Below are 16936 nucleotides of genomic sequence, written 5' to 3'. Positions count from 1 at the left end.
TGATAATCATCGGATGCAAGTCAAAACCCGAAAGAGATTCCTCATGAAGAAAATCGAAAAAAAAGAACTCCCATACGAAAGGGTATTGTTTTTTAGTGATGCAGTGGTGGCCATCGCCATAACGTTATTGGCACTGGACTTGAAGATAGACATTCCCGCCGGGCAACCGTTCAATTTTACGGACCTGATCAGACCCTGGCATAAATACCTGGCCTTTGTGCTTTCGTTTATTAATATTTTAGGGTTTTGGAATACACACCACCAGCTCTTTACCTATATCAAAAAAATGGACGGGCGCCTTATCTGGTACAACCATGCCTGGCTGTTTTTTATTGTTGTATTGCCTTTCTCGACCAGTATATTGAGCGACCATATAACCGATACCGCCGCGGTGTTTTGCTATTCTTTGAATATTTTCCTGATCTCGATTTTGCAGAATTTCCTTTGGGATTATTCGGTTTTGGACAGGAAGGGTTTTATAGATCCCGAAGATATAGACGAAGAACACCAAAAGCGTTACCAGGTGATGTTCAACCTGGACATGCTAAACGGGCTGGTTTCGGTGATTGTTTGTTTTTTCGCTCCCTTGACTGCATTCATATTGCTTTTCTTTAAAATACCATTGCTGATATTTGCCTCTTTTTATATTGCTTCGAAGAGAAGAAAGGAAAAGAAGAAACGGTAAATTAGCATTAAAATTTAATGATTAAATGAGTTTATTTTAAAATTTACAACAGAAATGACAATACATGTACTCCTGGTTTTTATCATTATAATAGCGAATGGCCTTATTTCTTATAAAGGTTTTAAGGAAAGGTCGTTTTTAGAAAAATACAAGTTTGAAGTAGATTCCATTCTGGTCCGCAAAGAATATTTCAGGCTGGTATCATCCGGGTTCCTGCATGTTGATTGGATGCACTTGCTTTTAAACATGGTGACATTTTATTCCTTCGCAGAATTATTATCGGTCACAATTGGGGTTTTCCCTTTCCTGCTGGTATATTTCGGAAGCTTAATTGGCGGCAACCTGTTCTCTTTATTTATCCATAAAGCATATGGTGATTATTCCGCTGTTGGTGCTTCGGGAGCGGTATGCGGGGTTATTTTCGCCACTATCGCAATGGTACCGGGAATCGAAACGAGTTTGTTTATTTTACCGATTTATGTTCCCGGCTGGCTGTTCGGATTGCTATTTGTCGGGATTACACTGTACGGGATTAAATCCAAAAGAGACAACATTGGCCATGAGGCACATTTAGGAGGCGCGTTCCTGGGAATGATTATCGCAATTATCCTTAATCCCGGCGTAATTTCCGTAAATTACATTCCCATCCTTGTTGTTACGATACCTACTTTGTTATTTATCATACTGATTATCAACAAACCCCACCTGCTTCTTATAGAATCTGATATTTTCTTTAAGACGAAGAAAAAATACTATTCCATTGAGCATCGGTACAACGAACAAAAAGTAAACCAACAAAAAGAAATTGATGAGATACTAGAAAAAATCGGGAAAAAAGGAATAAACAGCCTTACGGCAAAAGAAAAAGAAAAACTAGAGGAATTCTCTAAATAAAACAAGCAATTACAATGGACAATACAAGAGTATACAAAATGGTATTTGCCAGCGTTTATCCACTCTACATCGCCAAGGCAGAGAAAAAGGGCCGTACCAAAGCAGAAGTAGATGAGATCCTGTTTTGGCTCACCGGCTACGATACCCAAACCTTGCAGCAGCATATTGACAATAAAAGCGATTTTGAAACCTTTTTTGCCCAAGCACCACTGCTTAATCCTAATGTTTCCAAAATTACCGGTGTCATTTGCGGATACCGCGTAGAAGAAATCGAGGACAAACTCATGCAAAAAGTCCGTTACCTGGACAAACTGATTGATGAATTGGCCAAAGGAAAAACCATGGATAAGATTTTAAGGAAATAAGCAGATACTTGGAGTCACCATACTTCCTTTTTTCAAACCTTCCCTTCCAAACTTTCCGTATATTTGTAGGTATCATCCCATTGGTTACCACGATTAAAAAGGAATACTAACTATAAAATCGATAATCATGTCAACAAACAGTGTAACATTACACCGGGTCATCAAAGTAGCTCCCGGGAAAGTTTACCGGGCGTTTACAGAAGCCGGTGCTATGGCTTTCTGGCTCCCGCCGTATGGTTTTTTATGCACGGTGCACAGCATGGATGTCAAAACAGGGGGAAGTTATAAAATGTCTTTTACCAACTTCTCTACCGGTAACAGCCATTCGTTTGGCGGGGAATATCTTGAGATCAAACCCAATGAATTTATAAAGCATACCGACCGGTTTGATGATCCGAACCTGCCGGGAGAGATGCTAACATCGATCTGGTTTAAAAAAGTGTCCTGCGGCACCGAGCTTACCATCATCCAGGAAGGCATCCCGGCAGTTATCCCAACCGAAATGTGCTATTTGGGATGGCAGGAATCTTTAGAGAAACTGATTAAATTGGTAGAACCTGAAATCCCGGATGCGTAAAAACGTGGCAATACTATAACTTGTAAAAAAATGAAAAAACACAGCATACTGCTACTTACTGTTTTGATTTCTTTCGGTTTCGGTTTTGGGGCCAAGACCATAATGGTCAATTCGGCTGCGGAAGAAGAAACGTTTAAAAAAGTGACGGGAATCGGAGGGATTTTCTTCAAATGCAAAGACCCTAAAAAAATGCGGGAATGGTACCAGGCACACCTGGGGCTCAAAACAAACCAGTATGGAACAGTCTTCGAATGGAGGCAAGCCGCTGACAATACCAAAAAAGGCTATTCCCAATGGAGCCCTTTTTCGGAAAAGACAAAATATTTTGAACCTTCCGTCAAAGAATTCATGATCAATTACCGAGTGGCAGATTTGGAGAGGCTGATCGGGCAGCTTAAAAAAGAAGGCGTTACCATAACTGATAGCATTGAAACGGTCGAATATGGCAAATTTGTCCATATCATGGATATCGAAGGCAATAAAATCGAGCTTTGGGAACCCAACGATATCGAATTTGAGAAACTTGGCAAAAAAATAGGCAGCAGTACGACAAAATAAAAGGTTTCGGTACCAATCATATAACCATCAATACAAAAAACGCCTTTGTATAACCCAAAACTATGAAACATTTCTTATTACTTTTCACGCTATTCATTACAACTCTTTCTATTGCCCAAAACAACCGGAAGGCTTTTACGTTACACATTGCGGCAAATGAAACGCAAGATTATAAAGCTGAAATCCCAGAGAGCCCTTATTTTGTCAAGGAAAAAATACTACAGATTTATTGTGGTGAAAAAATATATGTTGAATGTGAAATTACCGCAGATACTATCTCAAAAATGAAGGTTGTGGAGCAAAATATCAACCCAAAAAGAACAATCGAAATTGAATTTACCCAAGATGCAGAAGACAGGAAAAACATCACTACAATGCTTACCGTACAAAATCCATTTGAGAAAAATTTAAATTATAATGCATTGATGTTCACTCCAAAAGGCCAAACCTGGACACCTACAAGCATAATCCCCATTAGTGCAAAATTATTGAACTTTGAAACCTGGCCTCATGCCATCATCACGCTTGTTTTAGATCAATGGCGTTTTGAAAAATAAATAGTAACAATCCTCAATACAAAAAACACCATGGCCTTCAATGAAGATACAGTACAACGGATCCGGGAGTTTTTCCAGCAGAAAAACGCCAATTTCTACGAGAAGAAAATGTTCAAAGGCATTTGTTTTATGGTCGATGACAAAATGTGCTGTGCTACCCATATCGACAAAAAAACCGGTGAAGATTTCCTGCTTTGCAGGATTGAGGACGAAGCCTATCTCAAAGCCCTTACTATGCCTCATGTCCTTCCGATGGAATTTACCGGAAAAGCAGCTATCAAAGGGTATATTTTTGTAACCGAAGAAGGCCACAAAAGCACAAAAGACCTGTATCATTGGCTGCAGCTCTGCCTTGATTTCAATCCGATGGCCAAAGCCGGAAAAAAGAAATAACCCTCTATTAGAAGCCCTTAAATCTTATAAAGATCCTTATTAATCCTGTAACGGGTTCTTTATCAAAAACCATACATTTACCTGATATACAAAGAATAACGTTTTATCAAAGTAAGTAACCATGGCCAAAAAAATCATCATAGCCGGAGGTGGATTCGCTGGGCTGAACCTCGCGAAGAGATTATCGCATATGCCTCAATTTGAAGTAACACTTGTGGATGTGCATAATTATCATTTTTTCCCTCCTTTGCTTTATCAGGTGGCAACGGCTTTCATTGAACCTTCCAATATCAGTTATCCTTTCCGGAAGCTTTTCCAAGGCTACCAAAACGTCCGTTTTTTTATGGCGGATTGACAAATGTTATTCCGGAAACCAATACGATAGAGACACAAAACGGCAACTTACACTACGATTACCTGGTACTGGCCATGGGAACGGAAACCAATTTCTTCGATAATGACAATGTCATGAAGAATGCATTGCCTATGAAAACCATTGAGGATGCCCTAAATATCCGCAACCATATTTTACTGCAGTTGGAAGAAGCCGTCAGGGCCGACACTGTAAGCGACCAGGAAGAATTAGCCAATATTGTAATCGCAGGAGGCGGTCCAACCGGTGTGGAAATGGCCGGAATGCTGGCTGAAATGGCACTCAATATTACTGTTAAAGACTATCCTGAAGCCGGGGCCAAATTAGGAAACATCTACCTGGTAGACGGGCTTCCTGCCCTGCTTGGCCCCATGAGTACCAAAGCTCAGGAAGAAGCCTGCAAAGTGCTGCTGAAACTCAATGTCAAGATAAAACTCAATACGCTGGTCAATGACTATATCCATAACGAGGTCATTCTTTCCACCGGGGAAAAAATAAAAGCCGCAACGCTTATCTGGACCTCCGGGGTCATCGCAAGAAAAGTGCCCGGATTATCCCCGGAAACCATTACAAAAGGCCGCCGGATTTTGGTAGATGAGATCAACAGGGTAACCCAATACGGCAACATCTTCGCTATTGGGGACCAATGCCTGCAGGAAACGGACAAAAACTACCCCAAAGGGCATCCGCAGCTGGCCCAGGTTGCCATTCAGCAGGCGCGGCAGCTGGCCGATAACTTAAACTATCTGGAACAAGGAAAACCGGTACAAGCGTTTGCCTACAACAATAAAGGCAGTATGGCCATCATCTCAAAATATAAAGCTGTCGTTGATTTGCCGAAAGGTTTTTTCAGCGGTTTTTTGGCCTGGGCAGTCTGGTTGTTCATCCATATTATCCCACTTGTCGGTTTTCGGAACAAATTAAAATTGGCCTTCAACTGGTTCTATAGTTTCATTACCAATGATCCTACGTTGCGGTTGATCATCAAATCCGATAAAAAATAATCTTTCAGCAATATTCTTACAACTATAGCATTAGCGTTTCTTTTTGTAACAAACAAAGACATCTATCGTCTTATGAAAAAAGAGGGATGGCAAACGATTTAAAAGACTTCAAAATTAATGTGCGGCTAAAGCTGGCTTCCTTATGGACAGCAGTTATGTTTTGCTATATATACGGGGATTATTTCGAATTATATGTACCCGGCAAGACACAAGGACTGCTAAACGGACACAATATGCTGGACAGCCCTACCAAATTATTTATGGCCACTTTTATATTGGCTATCCCGGCTATGATGATTTTCTTATCGCTGATACTCACACCCAAATGGGCCAAATGGCTTACTATTGGCATCGGTATTTTCTTTACGCTATTTACTTTATTGGTGGGTATATCTTCTCTATCGGAATGGAAGACATTTTATGTATTTCTCTCTTTCCTGGAAAGTATTATAACAGCCATCATTGTTTTCCAGGCATGGTCCTGGCCAAAATTGACGGGAAAATAACCCCGAAAATCAAATAATCCTAAACTCCATATGGTTCAATTGGGGAGAGAACCAATCGATTTGCAATACTTCTTGAATGAATGATTTCAGCCCATGGAAAGAATTCGGCTTGACCGCATAAAATGTAGCGCCAAGTGCCAGTGCTTTCTTTATGGATTCCGGATTGTCGCAGGTAGAGAACATGATTACTTTCAGCTCTTTCAGGTCGCCTTCATGGGTCCGTATTTCTTCCAGGCACTCAAATCCGTTTTTCATTGGCATATTGATGTCCAAAAGCACAACTTCAGGCATCGGATTGGGCTGGACTTGCAGCATATCCATCAGTTGTTTCCCGTTTTCGGCCTGAGTTAAAACAACGGTGCCGTCCACTTCCGTCAACGCATCAGCAAACATCGCCCTATCGTCTTCATCATCATCAACTAAATAAATATTTCTCTGGAAATTTTGGTCTTGGGTAATCATCGCTATCCATTTTTATATTGCATAAACATAAGACAAGAATTTAAAAATCTGCAAATGCTTATTAGGTATAAACTTCTGTAAATCGATAAACGATCGTAGTACATCCGTGTAATTAGTTCACTTCTATAAATATAACTCTTTTATGGCAGAAACAGGCATAAAACCGGGTTTATTTGCCTTTGGATAAATCCCATCAGCCAGATTGGGTTGCTATCAGTAGCATTTTGTAACTATTTAAAATCCTGGTTTTATGCCTTTCTCGACAAGTTTTCGGTATATTTGTTATCCATCTGTAAACAAAAACAAGCAATCATGGAAGAATCCAAAAACAAAAATATGGAACCGGCAAACGATGCCATGCCTAAAGTAACGGGAATTGGCGGAATTTTCTTTTTTTCAGAAAATCCAAAAGAAACAAAAGAATGGTATGCTAAAAACTTGGGGCTAGAGGTAAACGACTGGGGTTCCACCTTCCAATCCAGGGACTTCAATAACCCCGAAGAGGTACATTCGCTGCAATGGGCTCCTTTTAAAAGCGGAAGCGATTATTTCGCACCCTCAAAAAAGGAATTTATGATTAACTACAGGGTTCATGACATGGAAGGGCTTGTGGCCAAATTAAAAGAAAACGGAGTGACAATCTTAGATGAGATGCAAACCTTCGAATACGGAAAATTCATCCATATTATTGATTCCGAAGGAAATAAGATCGAACTTTGGGAGCCGGCATAGCAAAACACTGCTATATTTTCAGTATCCGCACAGCAACCGATCAAGATTTAGTATCGAAAACTTAATTTTAAATTCATTGCACTTCGGTAAAAAGATATAGCTTTGCAGTTCAAAAAACAGGTATGATAAATGCTTCGGCCCATGGTTGGATTGATAAGTTTTTCTTTGAGCAGAACGCTCAGCAGCAAGCGGTTATCAATGACTCGAAGGTATTCTATGAAAAAACCAGGCAAACCGGTTTTTTGGTAGGGTATACCACCCATTTTGTGACGGGAAAACCGATGGCAACCAAAGGATGGACCACCGAGGAATTTTCGAAAATAGCGCTTTTGAATACCTTGTTCGGTGTGTACCAGCTTACGGAAAACAACCGGGACCATATGCAATTCCTGCAGAAATGTGTGGCTTTTTACAATGACCTGCACCCTAAAAGCTCTAATTTCCTGTATAAGATCCTTCCGCAGGATTCGCTTTCGCATTCGCTGGAAAAAATCATCAGTTCCCGGGTGCAAACCAATGACAACATCATCAGCAAGAATTTTTCACACATCCTGACCAATGCCTTGTTGTTTATAGATGTCCTGGCGTTCAAAAAATATTTGAAAGAAGGGAATATCCCGGAAAAATACCTCAAGAAAACCGAAGAAATCATTGTAAACATCGTCTCGCTTGCTTTACAAACCAAGGAAACCAAGACGAAATACGACGAATTGCTCCAAAAATTATTTGAATCTTCCGTCCGTTATACCAAATTCAGCAAACTGGGCATTGTGTCCCTTGAGAATTTGGACCTCTCCTATTTTAACGACGATTATGAGAAATTTTATCTTATCGATATGGCCGGAATGGCGATGTGGAATGATGAAAAGATAGAAAAGACGGAAGAGCACTTCCTGTACAAATTGGCGGAGAAACTGGATATTGAACACTCTTTTGTGCAGCAGAGCATTGCCGATATCGATGTGTTCCTGACCACAAACAAGGAACAGATTCCTTATTTTAATTTTTCAAATCCTGTCAAGCATTTTTACGACCAGACCACACAAAGTGTTCACACATTGATTTCCAGGAATAAGAACAGGCTGCTGCTTGAAATTTCACAAAGCCGGGAACTGATGGTCTTACTGGCCAAATCCACCACCCGCGACCTGAATCCGGAAGAAAAGAAAAAAGTACGCAACCAGATCCTTGATATTTGCAAAACCATTCCGTCACTGACCATTTTCCTGGTTCCGGGCGGCAGTTTGCTGCTTCCGATCTTAATTAAGTTTATCCCACAGATGCTTCCTTCCGCGTTTAACGAAAACCTTGATTTGGAGCAGGAATAATTATATTTCCTCTTCCAGCCAGGCTTTCATCATCCATACGGTTTTTTCCTGTTCTTTTATGAAATCGCTCATCATTGAGTTGGTTCCTTCATCATTGATATCAGCGGCTTGATTCAAGATAATACGCTCTATTTTAAGCAATTGCGACAAAGAACTGACAATTAAACCAATAGCTTCCTCATCGTTGTGGATGTTTTTGCCAACGGCGAGTTTGTTCATTTTGATGTAATCCTCAAAAGTATGCAGCGGCACGCCACCCAGCGTCAGGACACGTTCTGCAATCAGGTCGATTTTCAACTGGCTGTCGTTGTAGAGTTCTTCAAACTTCAGATGCAGGTCAAAAAAACGTTTCCCGCGGATATTCCAATGCAGCCCGCGCAGGTTTTGGTAATACACCTGAAAATTCGACAATAAGATATTCAATTCCGTTACCAGGATTTCAGTTTCTTCAACAGGAAGACCTAAACTATTAATTTTCATAACTTTACTTTTAATACTACAAAATTATCGTAAAATAAGAAGCATTTAGCATAAATTAAATTGATAGTTTTTATATTTGTATAAAAATTTACTATCTGATGACCATTACTCAACTTCAATATGTCCTGGCTGTTGCGGAATATAAAAATTTTACGCTTGCCGCCGAAAAATGCTTTGTCACACAGCCTACACTGAGCATGCAGATCCAGAAAATCGAAGAAGAACTTGACATCCAGATTTTCGACCGAAGCAAAAAACCGATCCAGCTTACCGAAATCGGGCAAAAAATAGTGACCCAGGCCAAGAATATAGTGAACGAAGCCGACAGGATACAGGATATTGTCGATTTGCAGAAAGGATTCATTGGCGGGGAATTCAGGCTGGGGATCATTCCTACGGTCATGCCGACGCTTTTGCCGATGTTCCTGAACAATTTCATCAAGAAATACCCAAAGGTAAAACTCATCATTGAAGAATTGAATACCTCCGAAATCATTACAAAACTTAAGAACGGGCATCTTGATGCTGCTATTGCCGCGACTCCTTTGCAGGAAGAAAAGATCAAGGAAATTGTATTGTACTACGAACCTTTTATGGTGTATGTCCCTGAAAACCATGCTAAATTTTCGAAAAGCGAATTGGAAGTGGATGATTTGAATGTAGACGAAATCCTGCTTTTACAAGACGGGCATTGCTTTAGGGATGGTATCCTAAACTTATGCAAACGCAATGCACAGAGCCACGAAAACAAATTCCAGATTGAAAGCGGCAGTTTTGAAACCCTGATAAAACTGGCCAATGAAGGTTTGGGAATTACACTTTTGCCCTACCTGCATACATTAGATTTAAAGGAATCCGACAGCCAGAAACTAAAACATTTCACAGAGCCCAAACCGGCGCGTGAAATCAGCCTGATTTTCCCTAAAAACGAACTTAAAATCCATATTATTGAAGCATTGCGGCAAACCATATCGGGTGTTTTGAGAGGTGCCATCGCTTTCCAGAACGTCGAGATCATCAGCCCGCTGCATAAAAAATAAAAGGAACCGCCTGGCTCCTTATTTTATAGTTTAGTTAAACAGTTACATTAATCGTTAACAATGTACAGGCATTGTTTGAGTTCGGGTTTTTCATCTGTAAAAAACAACAGCCATTTCTTGAGGTGTTCCATTTCATAAGGCAATAGGTTCTTAACCGCTTTTTTCAGCTCTTTCATAAAAAGCTTAGAATCAAAACTTACTTTTTCAAGTATTTTTTTGGTGTAGTCATAGATCATTCTAGGCATATTAAAAAAATTAAAGTGAGACTATTTGAATAATAACGCCTGGTAAAAATAAAACAAAAAGTGGTAAAAAAATAGCTAGAATAACGACAAAATGCACTTTTTATCGACGAAATGCATTTTAAGGTCTTTTTTAAAAGTAAAGTCTTACTGCATTCAAAAAATATTTTTTAAGAATGTAATCCATTGATTACCAAAATGTAAAGAGTACACAAAAGAAAAGGAGCTATACAGCTCCTTTTCTTTTATACATTCAGGTAAATTTCACATTTTTTAAGTTCCGGTTTCTCTTTGGTAAAATTCAGAACCCAAACCGTTAACTCTTCCAGTTCATAAGGTAAAAGCATTCTTATGGCTTTTTCTAACTCCTTACAAAACAATACAGGATCAAAACTAACTCTTTCAAGAATTGATTTTGTGTAACTAATCATTTGTCTTGACATTGGCAATAAATTAAAAGTTGTGGTATTATTTGTTCTCTCAAATTTAAGATAATATAATGTATTTAACGAATAATTTATCATAAAATTGTCCTAAATGTTCTTAAAGGCAATCATCATTTCCCTTTTGCCGGGAGGCCCGGGCACTTTTTTGACCACAAAACCTACGGCTTCCATGGAGCGTTTGATAACGCCCCTGGCGGCATAGGTAACCAAAATACTATTGTTTTTTAAGGAATCGTACATTTTTTGGAAGATTTCCGTGCTCCATAATTCAGGCTGCACCTGATAACCGAAAGCATCAAAATAAATCAGGTTGAACGCTTCCTTATCCTCAATATCCTGAAAAAACTGGCGTCTTTTTGTTAAGGAAAAATAAGGATTGAAATGTGTTTTTTCTTCCCAAGGGCATTGGTGCATTTTCCGGAATTCCGCTTCCTGGGAAACCGCCTGCAGCTCTTCGAGGTAATTCATGGCAAAAGCTTCCCCTTCTTCTACAGGATAGGCTTCGACACCCGTATACTCTATGGTCAGCTTGTTTTTCTGAGCCTCCAAAAAGGTAATGAAAGCATTCAGCCCGGTTCCAAATCCTATCTCTAAAATGGAAACGGACTTTTCCCCGAGTAAGGAAAGCCCGTTTTGTATAAATACGTGGTACGCTTCCCGGATGGCTCCGTTTTTGGAATGGTAACTTTCGTTCCAGTCTACCAAATGAATGGTTGTGGACCCGTCACGTGTTTTTATGATTTCTCTTTTCAAGTATGCTATTTTATGTATAGTTTTTTGATCCTGGCGATCGGCCCGCCGCATTTCACTTGGTGGCATTGGATACAAGCATCAACACTTTCGTTAAAATGGGCTTTGGCATTTTTCGGGTCCTCGTAAATCAGTTCCTGCGCTTTGATGAAAGCAGCCGCATGCTCTTTGAAAAAAGCATCGTTTTCCTGCTTATCGGTCATAACAGCCTTGTGGATTTTTAGAAAATGGTTTGGGAATTTCCCGATCGTATCCCCTTGTATGATCCTTTGTTTCAAGCGTTCGTTATCAGCGTACATCTGTTCCATTAGCATTGACATCTCCGACATCTCGTACATTTCGAACTTCTTCCCTCCGGAAGATCCGGTTTCTTTTTCCTGTACTTCTTCCTGTTTCTTATTGCAGGAAAAAGCCAATAGCGAAACAAGGCATAATACTATTGTTTTCCTCATGATTTTTTGATTAAAACACCTGTAGCCTGAAATGCGTAAGTAATTTTCGGTTTCGTGATCTTATTGATCTCCTCTTGCGATTTCCCGGCATCTTTCGCATAATGCCTTAATTCTTCAATCGATACCACATCAATATAAGCAACACCATTTACGATGGCTTCTTCATTATCGGCATTCAAAGGCACAAAAAAACCGTAATCTTTAAATCGTACAAAGGACTCATTGCTGTCAGTCAGGTCCATAGACATCCAGCAGCCTTTTTTCTTGCATACTTCCTTGATGCTTGATTTGAATTGCACTTTTATGGTATCCCCTTTTTTCAATGATTTGTATTTTTTCAGCATTTCTGCATTAGTCAACACTTTTGAAGCGGTAAACTTATCGCCAAACAAAGCATAATCTTTAGTATTGACAGCTGCAGTACCGGCTTTTACTTTTTTGGAAGAAACCTGTGAATGGGCACCGAAGCTTATAAAAAGTACCATCAGGAAAGCAAATACGTTTATCTTTTTCATTTTTTTGGTGTGTTTAAAATTATTAAGGGCAAATCTAATAAGAATTTATGGAGTTTGTAAATTTCCTGTAACAGAAATCAAAAAATATTAACAAATATGTAATATTCCCTATTAAGTTTTATTTTTTTAAAAAAAATTAAGAATAACATGTCAGAAATTAGGCAGAATATAAATTTTTGCCATGATTTTTACTAAATTAGCAAAAAAATATTGTCTGTAATGAGTTTAAATATTCAAAGCGAAATCGATATAATGAAAGTAGCTTCTTCAAAAATCAATGAGGTAGATTTTGAAAACCTTACTTTTGGTAATGTTTTTACAGATCACATGTTAGTATGTGATTTTAAAGAAGGCGCCTGGCAAAAGCCGGCCATAAAGCCTTACGAGCCATTTTTACTGGATCCTTCTGCAAAGGTTTTCCATTATGGCCAGGCTATTTTTGAAGGTATGAAAGCGTACAAGACAGAAGACGATTCGGTTTGGCTGTTCAGGCCGGACGAGAATTATATCCGCTTCAACAAATCGGCAGAAAGGATGTGCATGCCGGAAGTTCCCGAAAGTGTTTTCCTTGACGGATTGAAAGAACTTCTGAAAATCGAGAAAGACTGGGTAAAAAAAGGCAAAGGGAATACCTTATATATCAGGCCGTTTATGATCGCTATCGGGTCAGGTGTGGTGGCACAACCTTCCACACAATACAGGTTCATGATCATTTTATCTCCTGCAAGAGCCTATTATTCAGGCGAAGTGAAAGTACTTGTGGCAGATTATTACAGCCGTGCCGCAAACGGAGGGATTGGAGCTGCAAAAGCGGCCGGTAACTATTCCGGGCAATTCTACCCGACCAAATTAGCCAATGAGCAAGGGTTCCAGCAGGTTATCTGGACAGATGACTCGACGCATACAAAACTGGAAGAAGCCGGTACTATGAATGTGTTCTTTAGGATCAACGATACCCTATATACTGCTCCGACAAGCGAACGTATTTTGGACGGAGTAACCCGTAAAAGCCTTATTGACCTGGCCAAACGTGAAGGAATCCATGTAGATGTCCGTCCTGTTTTGGTTTCGGAATTAGTGGAAGGCGCCAAAAACGGTACCCTGAAAGAAATCTTCGGAGCCGGTACCGCAGCAGTCGTAAACCCGATTGTGGGCTTTTCATACCAGGACACTTATTATGAGTTGCCAAAAATTGAAAATTCGATGGCTTTGGCCTTAAAAGAAAAATTAACCAATATCCAATACAAACTGGCTGAAGATACTTTTGGCTGGACGGTTAAGGTCTAGTTTTCAATAAAACAATACTATTTTAAGGAGAAATGAGCCAGTCTTATTTCTCCTTTTTTATAGAAATATTTTAGGGTGCTAAAATTTCTTCAAAATTAGGCTTGAAATAATGAGGGCCTTTGAGCACTTTGCCGTCTTCACGGTAAATCGGTTTTCCGTCTTCGCCCAACTTGCTCATATTGCTTCGCTGGATTTCATCAAAAACCGCTTCCATTTTATGTTGCAATCCATGCTCGAGGATCGTGCCGCACAAAATGTAAAGCATATCGCCCAGGGCATCTGCAATCTCAACAATATCATCGTTCCGGACCGCTTCGAGGTATTCTTCGTTTTCTTCCTTCATCAGGTTAAAGCGAAGCAGGTTTTTATTTTCGCCTAAATCCCCGGTAGGCTCATTATTGATTCCAAGCCCGAAAGCACTGTGGAACTCATGGACGGCTTTAATCTGTTTTTGCATAATTCTATTCGATTAATTTAGAATGCAAAGTATTAAAATGAAATTACAAATGATTATTTTTACAGAAAAAATTTATGTTCAGTCAGGGTCAGCTTATTTTCGCGGCGGTTTTTGTCGTTTGTTTTATTGCCATCATTGTATTTTCCTACCGGAAAGATTTAAAACTCCACAAACAATACTATAAAGGCAGCGTATGGATTTTAATTGCTTTTTTGTTATTTATTGCCATTTTATTTGCGATTAAATCAATCATGAAAGAATAATTGAAAATTAGAGGTGGATGAATGTTTTTAATTAACATTTTTTTATAAATTTACATACCTACTATCTACAAAACATGAGAATTGCAAAATATCTTTTTTTACTGCTGCTCCTAATTTGCGGGACCGTTTCGGTTTTTGTCGCTACTAAAGATGGAAAATATACCGTCGAAAAAACCAAAATCATAGATGTTCCCAAAGACATCGCCTTCAAGTACACCGCCGATTTGAAAAACTGGGACAGCATCAATCCCTGGAAAAATGAAGCCACAAAAATCAATCATACCGAAAATATTGATGGGGAAAAGATCCTGCAGAACATTTCCATCAACAATATTGACAATGAGATGGTCCTTACCTTCAAAGATACGCTCGGCAAAAAAACGGCCGTTACCTGGACAAAAGAAGGAACACTTGATTTTAAGGACAAATTCCTAAACATTATCAATCGAGGGACGCATCATAATTTTGACAAGATGTTCGAATTGGGTTTGTCTAACCTGAATGCCGCCCTAACTTCGGAAGTGAACAGTTTCAGCGTGAAAGATATTGCCTTTGTAGACCGGGACACGGTTTTTTACATCCAACGCCCCTTGAGCTGTAAAGTCGATGAATTGCCGGCCAAAATAAAAAAGATGCTTCCAAAGCTCAACCAACTGCTTAAAAACACCAACACTCCTTCAAACGGCGCACCGTTTATCATTTACCATTCCAGGGACACCCTTAACAATACCATTACATTCTCTGTGGCAATCCCAACAAAACAAAAAGTATTTACCACTCCTGAAAGTGATATTTTCAATGGCCAAACCAATCCGTTCCAAGCGGTAAAAGCAACTCTTATCGGGAATTATTCGCATAAAAAAGAGGCTTTGTCCAAAATCTTCGCCTTTATGGAAAAGAATAAACTGGAGCAAAGCCCTATTCATAAAGAGATCGAAATCATCCCGGTAAATAGCTTAAACAGCCATTCGGCGGCAAAATGGACCACTGAGATTTTCATTCCGGTACGGCCTAAAAAGCCGGTGGTAAAAGCGAAACCTGTCGGGAAAGATTCCTTAAAGGTCGCTACAGCCACTCCTTTGAACAAACCAAAGGTTTCCTAGCCTATTCGCCTTTTTTCAGCAAATACCTTACAACCGTTTCAGCGGCATGGAGCCCAAACAATCCCGGCATCCAGCTGTTGGTACCGTAAAATGATTTTTTGAAGTTTTTGCCATCGGTCATTTTCAAACTGGTTTCATCTGGTTTTTCTACGGAAAAGACAGCCTTTACCCCTGAAGAAATGCCTTCTTTTTTAAGGCGTTTCCTGATGGTTTTCGCCAAAGGGCAAACATCTGTTTTACTAATATCTTTTACCACAACCTTACTGGCAAGAAGCTTCCCTCCTGCTCCCATGTTGCTTATGATTTTGACTTTTTTGCGCTTGGCGGCAAGGATCAGGTTGAGTTTTGGGGTGATACTGTCAATACAATCCAGGACGTAATCATAATCCGGGGTAACGAGCTCGAATGCTCTTTCCGGGGAAAGGAATTCCTCAATCCTTGTCAGTTGCAGTTCCGGGTTTATGTCCATCAGCCTGTCGCCTACTATCTTTACTTTCGGCTGACCTACAGTTGAATGCAACGCCGGCAATTGCCTGTTTACATTGGTAATATCCACCACGTCACCATCAACAATAGTCATTTTCCCCACGCCTGCCCTGGCAATGAATTCGGCAGCAAATGAACCTACACCGCCCATTCCCACAACCAATACATTCGATTCTTTTAACCTTTCCAGGCCTTCTTTCTTAAATAATAATTCGGCTCTTTCTGTCCACTCTGCCATAGTATGTTCTATTCTTAATTAATTTATTTTAATGGATATTGAAGATGGTTCTAAAATTAGCCTGAACATTCTCTTCAATATTTATTTTCTTGATGGACGCCGCTTTTTCATACACGTCAAAAATCGTTTCTTCAATCGTATCGGTTTCCAGCAAAAACCTAGAATTGGGCACTTCTTCAAAAACCGAAGCCAATTCCGGGTTCCTCAATAAGTATTTTCCAAAAGACAAATAAAAGCCATTGTCCAAAAGTGATTTCGCCACCTGGGCGTTTTTTGAAAATCCGTGAATGATCATCGGGACTTCCATTTTGAGCCGTTTTTTAATTTCGATGACTTCCTGATAGGCTGAAACGCAGTGCAAAATTACAGGTTTTTTATACTTTTTGGCAAGTGCCAGCTGTTTTTCGAAAACTTCAATTTGAACGGCCAGCGATGTTTCAATGCGTTTATCCAGGCCGCATTCGCCCAAAGCCAGGCAATTCCCTAATGGAAGTTTTTCTTCCAGGACCGCCAAATACTCGCCGGTTTTCTCCACATTAATATGCCACGGATGGATTCCAATAGAAAAATAAGCCGCCTCAGGATCAAACGCATCCGGATACTGGTTTACAATTTCCAGGACATTTTCCTGAAAGGTACTTTTGTGTGTATGAAGATTATAAAACATCGGCTTATAAAATTTTGGCAAAATTAGTTTAAAAGTTGGAAAGTGGCAAAGCTGTAATTTCGTAACTTTGGAAATC

The 16936-nt window shown here is 39.7% G+C and carries 25 protein-coding genes; 15 read left to right on the top strand and 10 right to left on the bottom strand.

Annotation, left to right across the window (positions count from 1 at the left end; genetic code table 11):
- The first annotated feature begins 43 nt into the window (after window positions 1-43).
- The 10 genes from E4635_RS07810 to E4635_RS07770 all read left to right on the top strand — a co-directional run bounded on the left by E4635_RS07810 (window position 44) and on the right by E4635_RS07770 (window position 5912).
- Window positions 44-685 carry a TMEM175 family protein gene (locus tag E4635_RS07810; protein WP_169630221.1) on the top strand — a complete coding sequence of 214 codons (642 nt, stop codon included), beginning with the start codon at window positions 44-46 and terminating at the stop codon, window positions 683-685.
- Between the two features lie 54 nt (window positions 686-739).
- Complete coding sequence (locus tag E4635_RS07805) at window positions 740-1579, top strand: rhomboid family protein (protein WP_135526077.1); 840 nt, start codon at window positions 740-742, stop codon at window positions 1577-1579.
- A gap of 14 nt (window positions 1580-1593) precedes the next feature.
- Window positions 1594-1944 (top strand): DUF2200 domain-containing protein, encoded by a 351-nt coding sequence (locus tag E4635_RS07800; protein ID WP_135526076.1) that lies wholly within the window; start codon window positions 1594-1596, stop codon window positions 1942-1944.
- 127 nt (window positions 1945-2071) lie between these two features.
- Window positions 2072-2521, top strand: a complete 450-nt coding sequence (locus tag E4635_RS07795; RefSeq protein WP_135526075.1) for an SRPBCC family protein — start codon at window positions 2072-2074, stop codon at window positions 2519-2521.
- A 30-nt stretch (window positions 2522-2551) separates the two neighbouring features.
- Window positions 2552-3079: a VOC family protein gene (locus tag E4635_RS07790; RefSeq protein ID WP_317133525.1), complete on the top strand. Its 528-nt coding sequence runs from the start codon at window positions 2552-2554 to the stop codon at window positions 3077-3079.
- Between the two features lie 62 nt (window positions 3080-3141).
- Complete coding sequence (locus E4635_RS07785; protein ID WP_135526074.1) at window positions 3142-3636, top strand: hypothetical protein; 495 nt, start codon at window positions 3142-3144, stop codon at window positions 3634-3636.
- 30 nt (window positions 3637-3666) lie between these two features.
- Window positions 3667-4029 (top strand): TfoX/Sxy family protein, encoded by a 363-nt coding sequence (locus tag E4635_RS07780; RefSeq protein WP_135526073.1) that lies wholly within the window; start codon window positions 3667-3669, stop codon window positions 4027-4029.
- Window positions 4030-4150: 121 nt separating this feature from the next.
- Complete coding sequence (locus E4635_RS15915) at window positions 4151-4384, top strand: FAD-dependent oxidoreductase (RefSeq protein WP_317133524.1); 234 nt, start codon at window positions 4151-4153, stop codon at window positions 4382-4384.
- On the top strand, window positions 4381-5406 hold the full coding sequence (locus E4635_RS07775) for an NAD(P)/FAD-dependent oxidoreductase (RefSeq protein ID WP_317133523.1): 1026 nt from the start codon (window positions 4381-4383) through the stop codon (window positions 5404-5406). The genes E4635_RS15915 and E4635_RS07775 overlap by 4 nt, the downstream gene beginning before the upstream one ends.
- An 86-nt stretch (window positions 5407-5492) precedes the next feature.
- The gene (locus E4635_RS07770; protein WP_135526072.1) at window positions 5493-5912 is read left to right on the top strand and encodes a DUF6326 family protein; all 420 of its coding nucleotides are present in this window, start codon (window positions 5493-5495) and stop codon (window positions 5910-5912) included.
- A 9-nt stretch (window positions 5913-5921) separates the two neighbouring features.
- On the opposite strand, the gene E4635_RS07765 is transcribed toward E4635_RS07770, so the two are convergent.
- A complete protein-coding gene (locus tag E4635_RS07765) occupies window positions 5922-6374 on the bottom strand; it encodes a response regulator (protein ID WP_135526071.1) in 453 nt (150 codons plus the stop codon).
- A gap of 312 nt (window positions 6375-6686) precedes the next feature.
- Between E4635_RS07765 and E4635_RS07760 the strand changes: the two genes are divergently transcribed.
- On the top strand, window positions 6687-7106 hold the full coding sequence (locus tag E4635_RS07760; RefSeq protein WP_135526070.1) for a VOC family protein: 420 nt from the start codon (window positions 6687-6689) through the stop codon (window positions 7104-7106).
- Window positions 7107-7228: 122 nt separating this feature from the next.
- A complete protein-coding gene (locus E4635_RS07755) occupies window positions 7229-8434 on the top strand; it encodes an LETM1-related biofilm-associated protein (RefSeq protein ID WP_135526069.1) in 1206 nt (401 codons plus the stop codon).
- On the opposite strand, the gene E4635_RS07750 is transcribed toward E4635_RS07755, so the two are convergent.
- Entirely contained in the window at window positions 8435-8914 is a 480-nt protein-coding gene (locus E4635_RS07750) for a Dps family protein (protein ID WP_135526068.1), read from the bottom strand.
- Between the two features lie 98 nt (window positions 8915-9012).
- On the opposite strand from E4635_RS07750, the gene E4635_RS07745 reads away from it, so the two are divergent.
- On the top strand, window positions 9013-9954 hold the full coding sequence (locus E4635_RS07745) for a LysR substrate-binding domain-containing protein (RefSeq protein ID WP_135526067.1): 942 nt from the start codon (window positions 9013-9015) through the stop codon (window positions 9952-9954).
- Window positions 9955-10001: 47 nt separating this feature from the next.
- Here E4635_RS07745 and E4635_RS07740 read toward each other — a convergent pair whose 3' ends face one another.
- From E4635_RS07740 to E4635_RS07720, 5 genes are all read right to left on the bottom strand, one after another.
- A complete protein-coding gene (locus E4635_RS07740; protein WP_135526066.1) occupies window positions 10002-10199 on the bottom strand; it encodes a hypothetical protein in 198 nt (65 codons plus the stop codon).
- A 242-nt stretch (window positions 10200-10441) separates the two neighbouring features.
- Window positions 10442-10639: a hypothetical protein gene (locus tag E4635_RS07735; RefSeq protein WP_135526065.1), complete on the bottom strand. Its 198-nt coding sequence runs from the start codon at window positions 10637-10639 to the stop codon at window positions 10442-10444.
- A 90-nt stretch (window positions 10640-10729) separates the two neighbouring features.
- Window positions 10730-11395: a tRNA (5-methylaminomethyl-2-thiouridine)(34)-methyltransferase MnmD gene (gene mnmD, locus E4635_RS07730; RefSeq protein ID WP_135526064.1), complete on the bottom strand. Its 666-nt coding sequence runs from the start codon at window positions 11393-11395 to the stop codon at window positions 10730-10732.
- Window positions 11396-11400: 5 nt separating this feature from the next.
- A complete protein-coding gene (locus E4635_RS07725) occupies window positions 11401-11844 on the bottom strand; it encodes a hypothetical protein (RefSeq protein WP_135526063.1) in 444 nt (147 codons plus the stop codon).
- Window positions 11841-12359, bottom strand: coding sequence for a DUF4920 domain-containing protein (locus tag E4635_RS07720; RefSeq protein ID WP_135526062.1), 519 nt, complete (start codon window positions 12357-12359; stop codon window positions 11841-11843). Before E4635_RS07720 ends, E4635_RS07725 begins: the two co-directional genes overlap by 4 nt.
- Window positions 12360-12578: 219 nt before the next feature.
- Between E4635_RS07720 and E4635_RS07715 the strand changes: the two genes are divergently transcribed.
- Window positions 12579-13646: a branched-chain amino acid aminotransferase gene (locus tag E4635_RS07715; RefSeq protein ID WP_135526061.1), complete on the top strand. Its 1068-nt coding sequence runs from the start codon at window positions 12579-12581 to the stop codon at window positions 13644-13646.
- Between the two features lie 70 nt (window positions 13647-13716).
- Here the strand turns inward: E4635_RS07715 and E4635_RS07710 are convergent, their stop codons facing one another.
- Window positions 13717-14103 carry a pyrophosphohydrolase domain-containing protein gene (locus tag E4635_RS07710; RefSeq protein ID WP_135526060.1) on the bottom strand — a complete coding sequence of 129 codons (387 nt, stop codon included), beginning with the start codon at window positions 14101-14103 and terminating at the stop codon, window positions 13717-13719.
- Between the two features lie 337 nt (window positions 14104-14440).
- Between E4635_RS07710 and E4635_RS07700 the strand changes: the two genes are divergently transcribed.
- The gene (locus E4635_RS07700) at window positions 14441-15469 is read left to right on the top strand and encodes a GyrI-like domain-containing protein (protein ID WP_135526058.1); all 1029 of its coding nucleotides are present in this window, start codon (window positions 14441-14443) and stop codon (window positions 15467-15469) included.
- Window position 15470: 1 nt separating this feature from the next.
- Here the strand turns inward: E4635_RS07700 and E4635_RS07695 are convergent, their stop codons facing one another.
- On the bottom strand, window positions 15471-16193 hold the full coding sequence (locus E4635_RS07695; RefSeq protein WP_135526057.1) for a tRNA threonylcarbamoyladenosine dehydratase: 723 nt from the start codon (window positions 16191-16193) through the stop codon (window positions 15471-15473).
- A gap of 28 nt (window positions 16194-16221) precedes the next feature.
- On the bottom strand, window positions 16222-16860 hold the full coding sequence (locus E4635_RS07690) for a TatD family hydrolase (RefSeq protein ID WP_135526056.1): 639 nt from the start codon (window positions 16858-16860) through the stop codon (window positions 16222-16224).
- Window positions 16861-16936: the final 76 nt, after the last annotated feature.

The organism is Flavobacterium humi (genome assembly GCF_004745595.1).
Lineage (GTDB): Bacteria > Bacteroidota > Bacteroidia > Flavobacteriales > Flavobacteriaceae > Flavobacterium > Flavobacterium humi.
The sequence above is the reverse complement of the archived record's forward strand: the minus strand, read 5'-3'. Positions and strand labels throughout refer to the sequence as shown.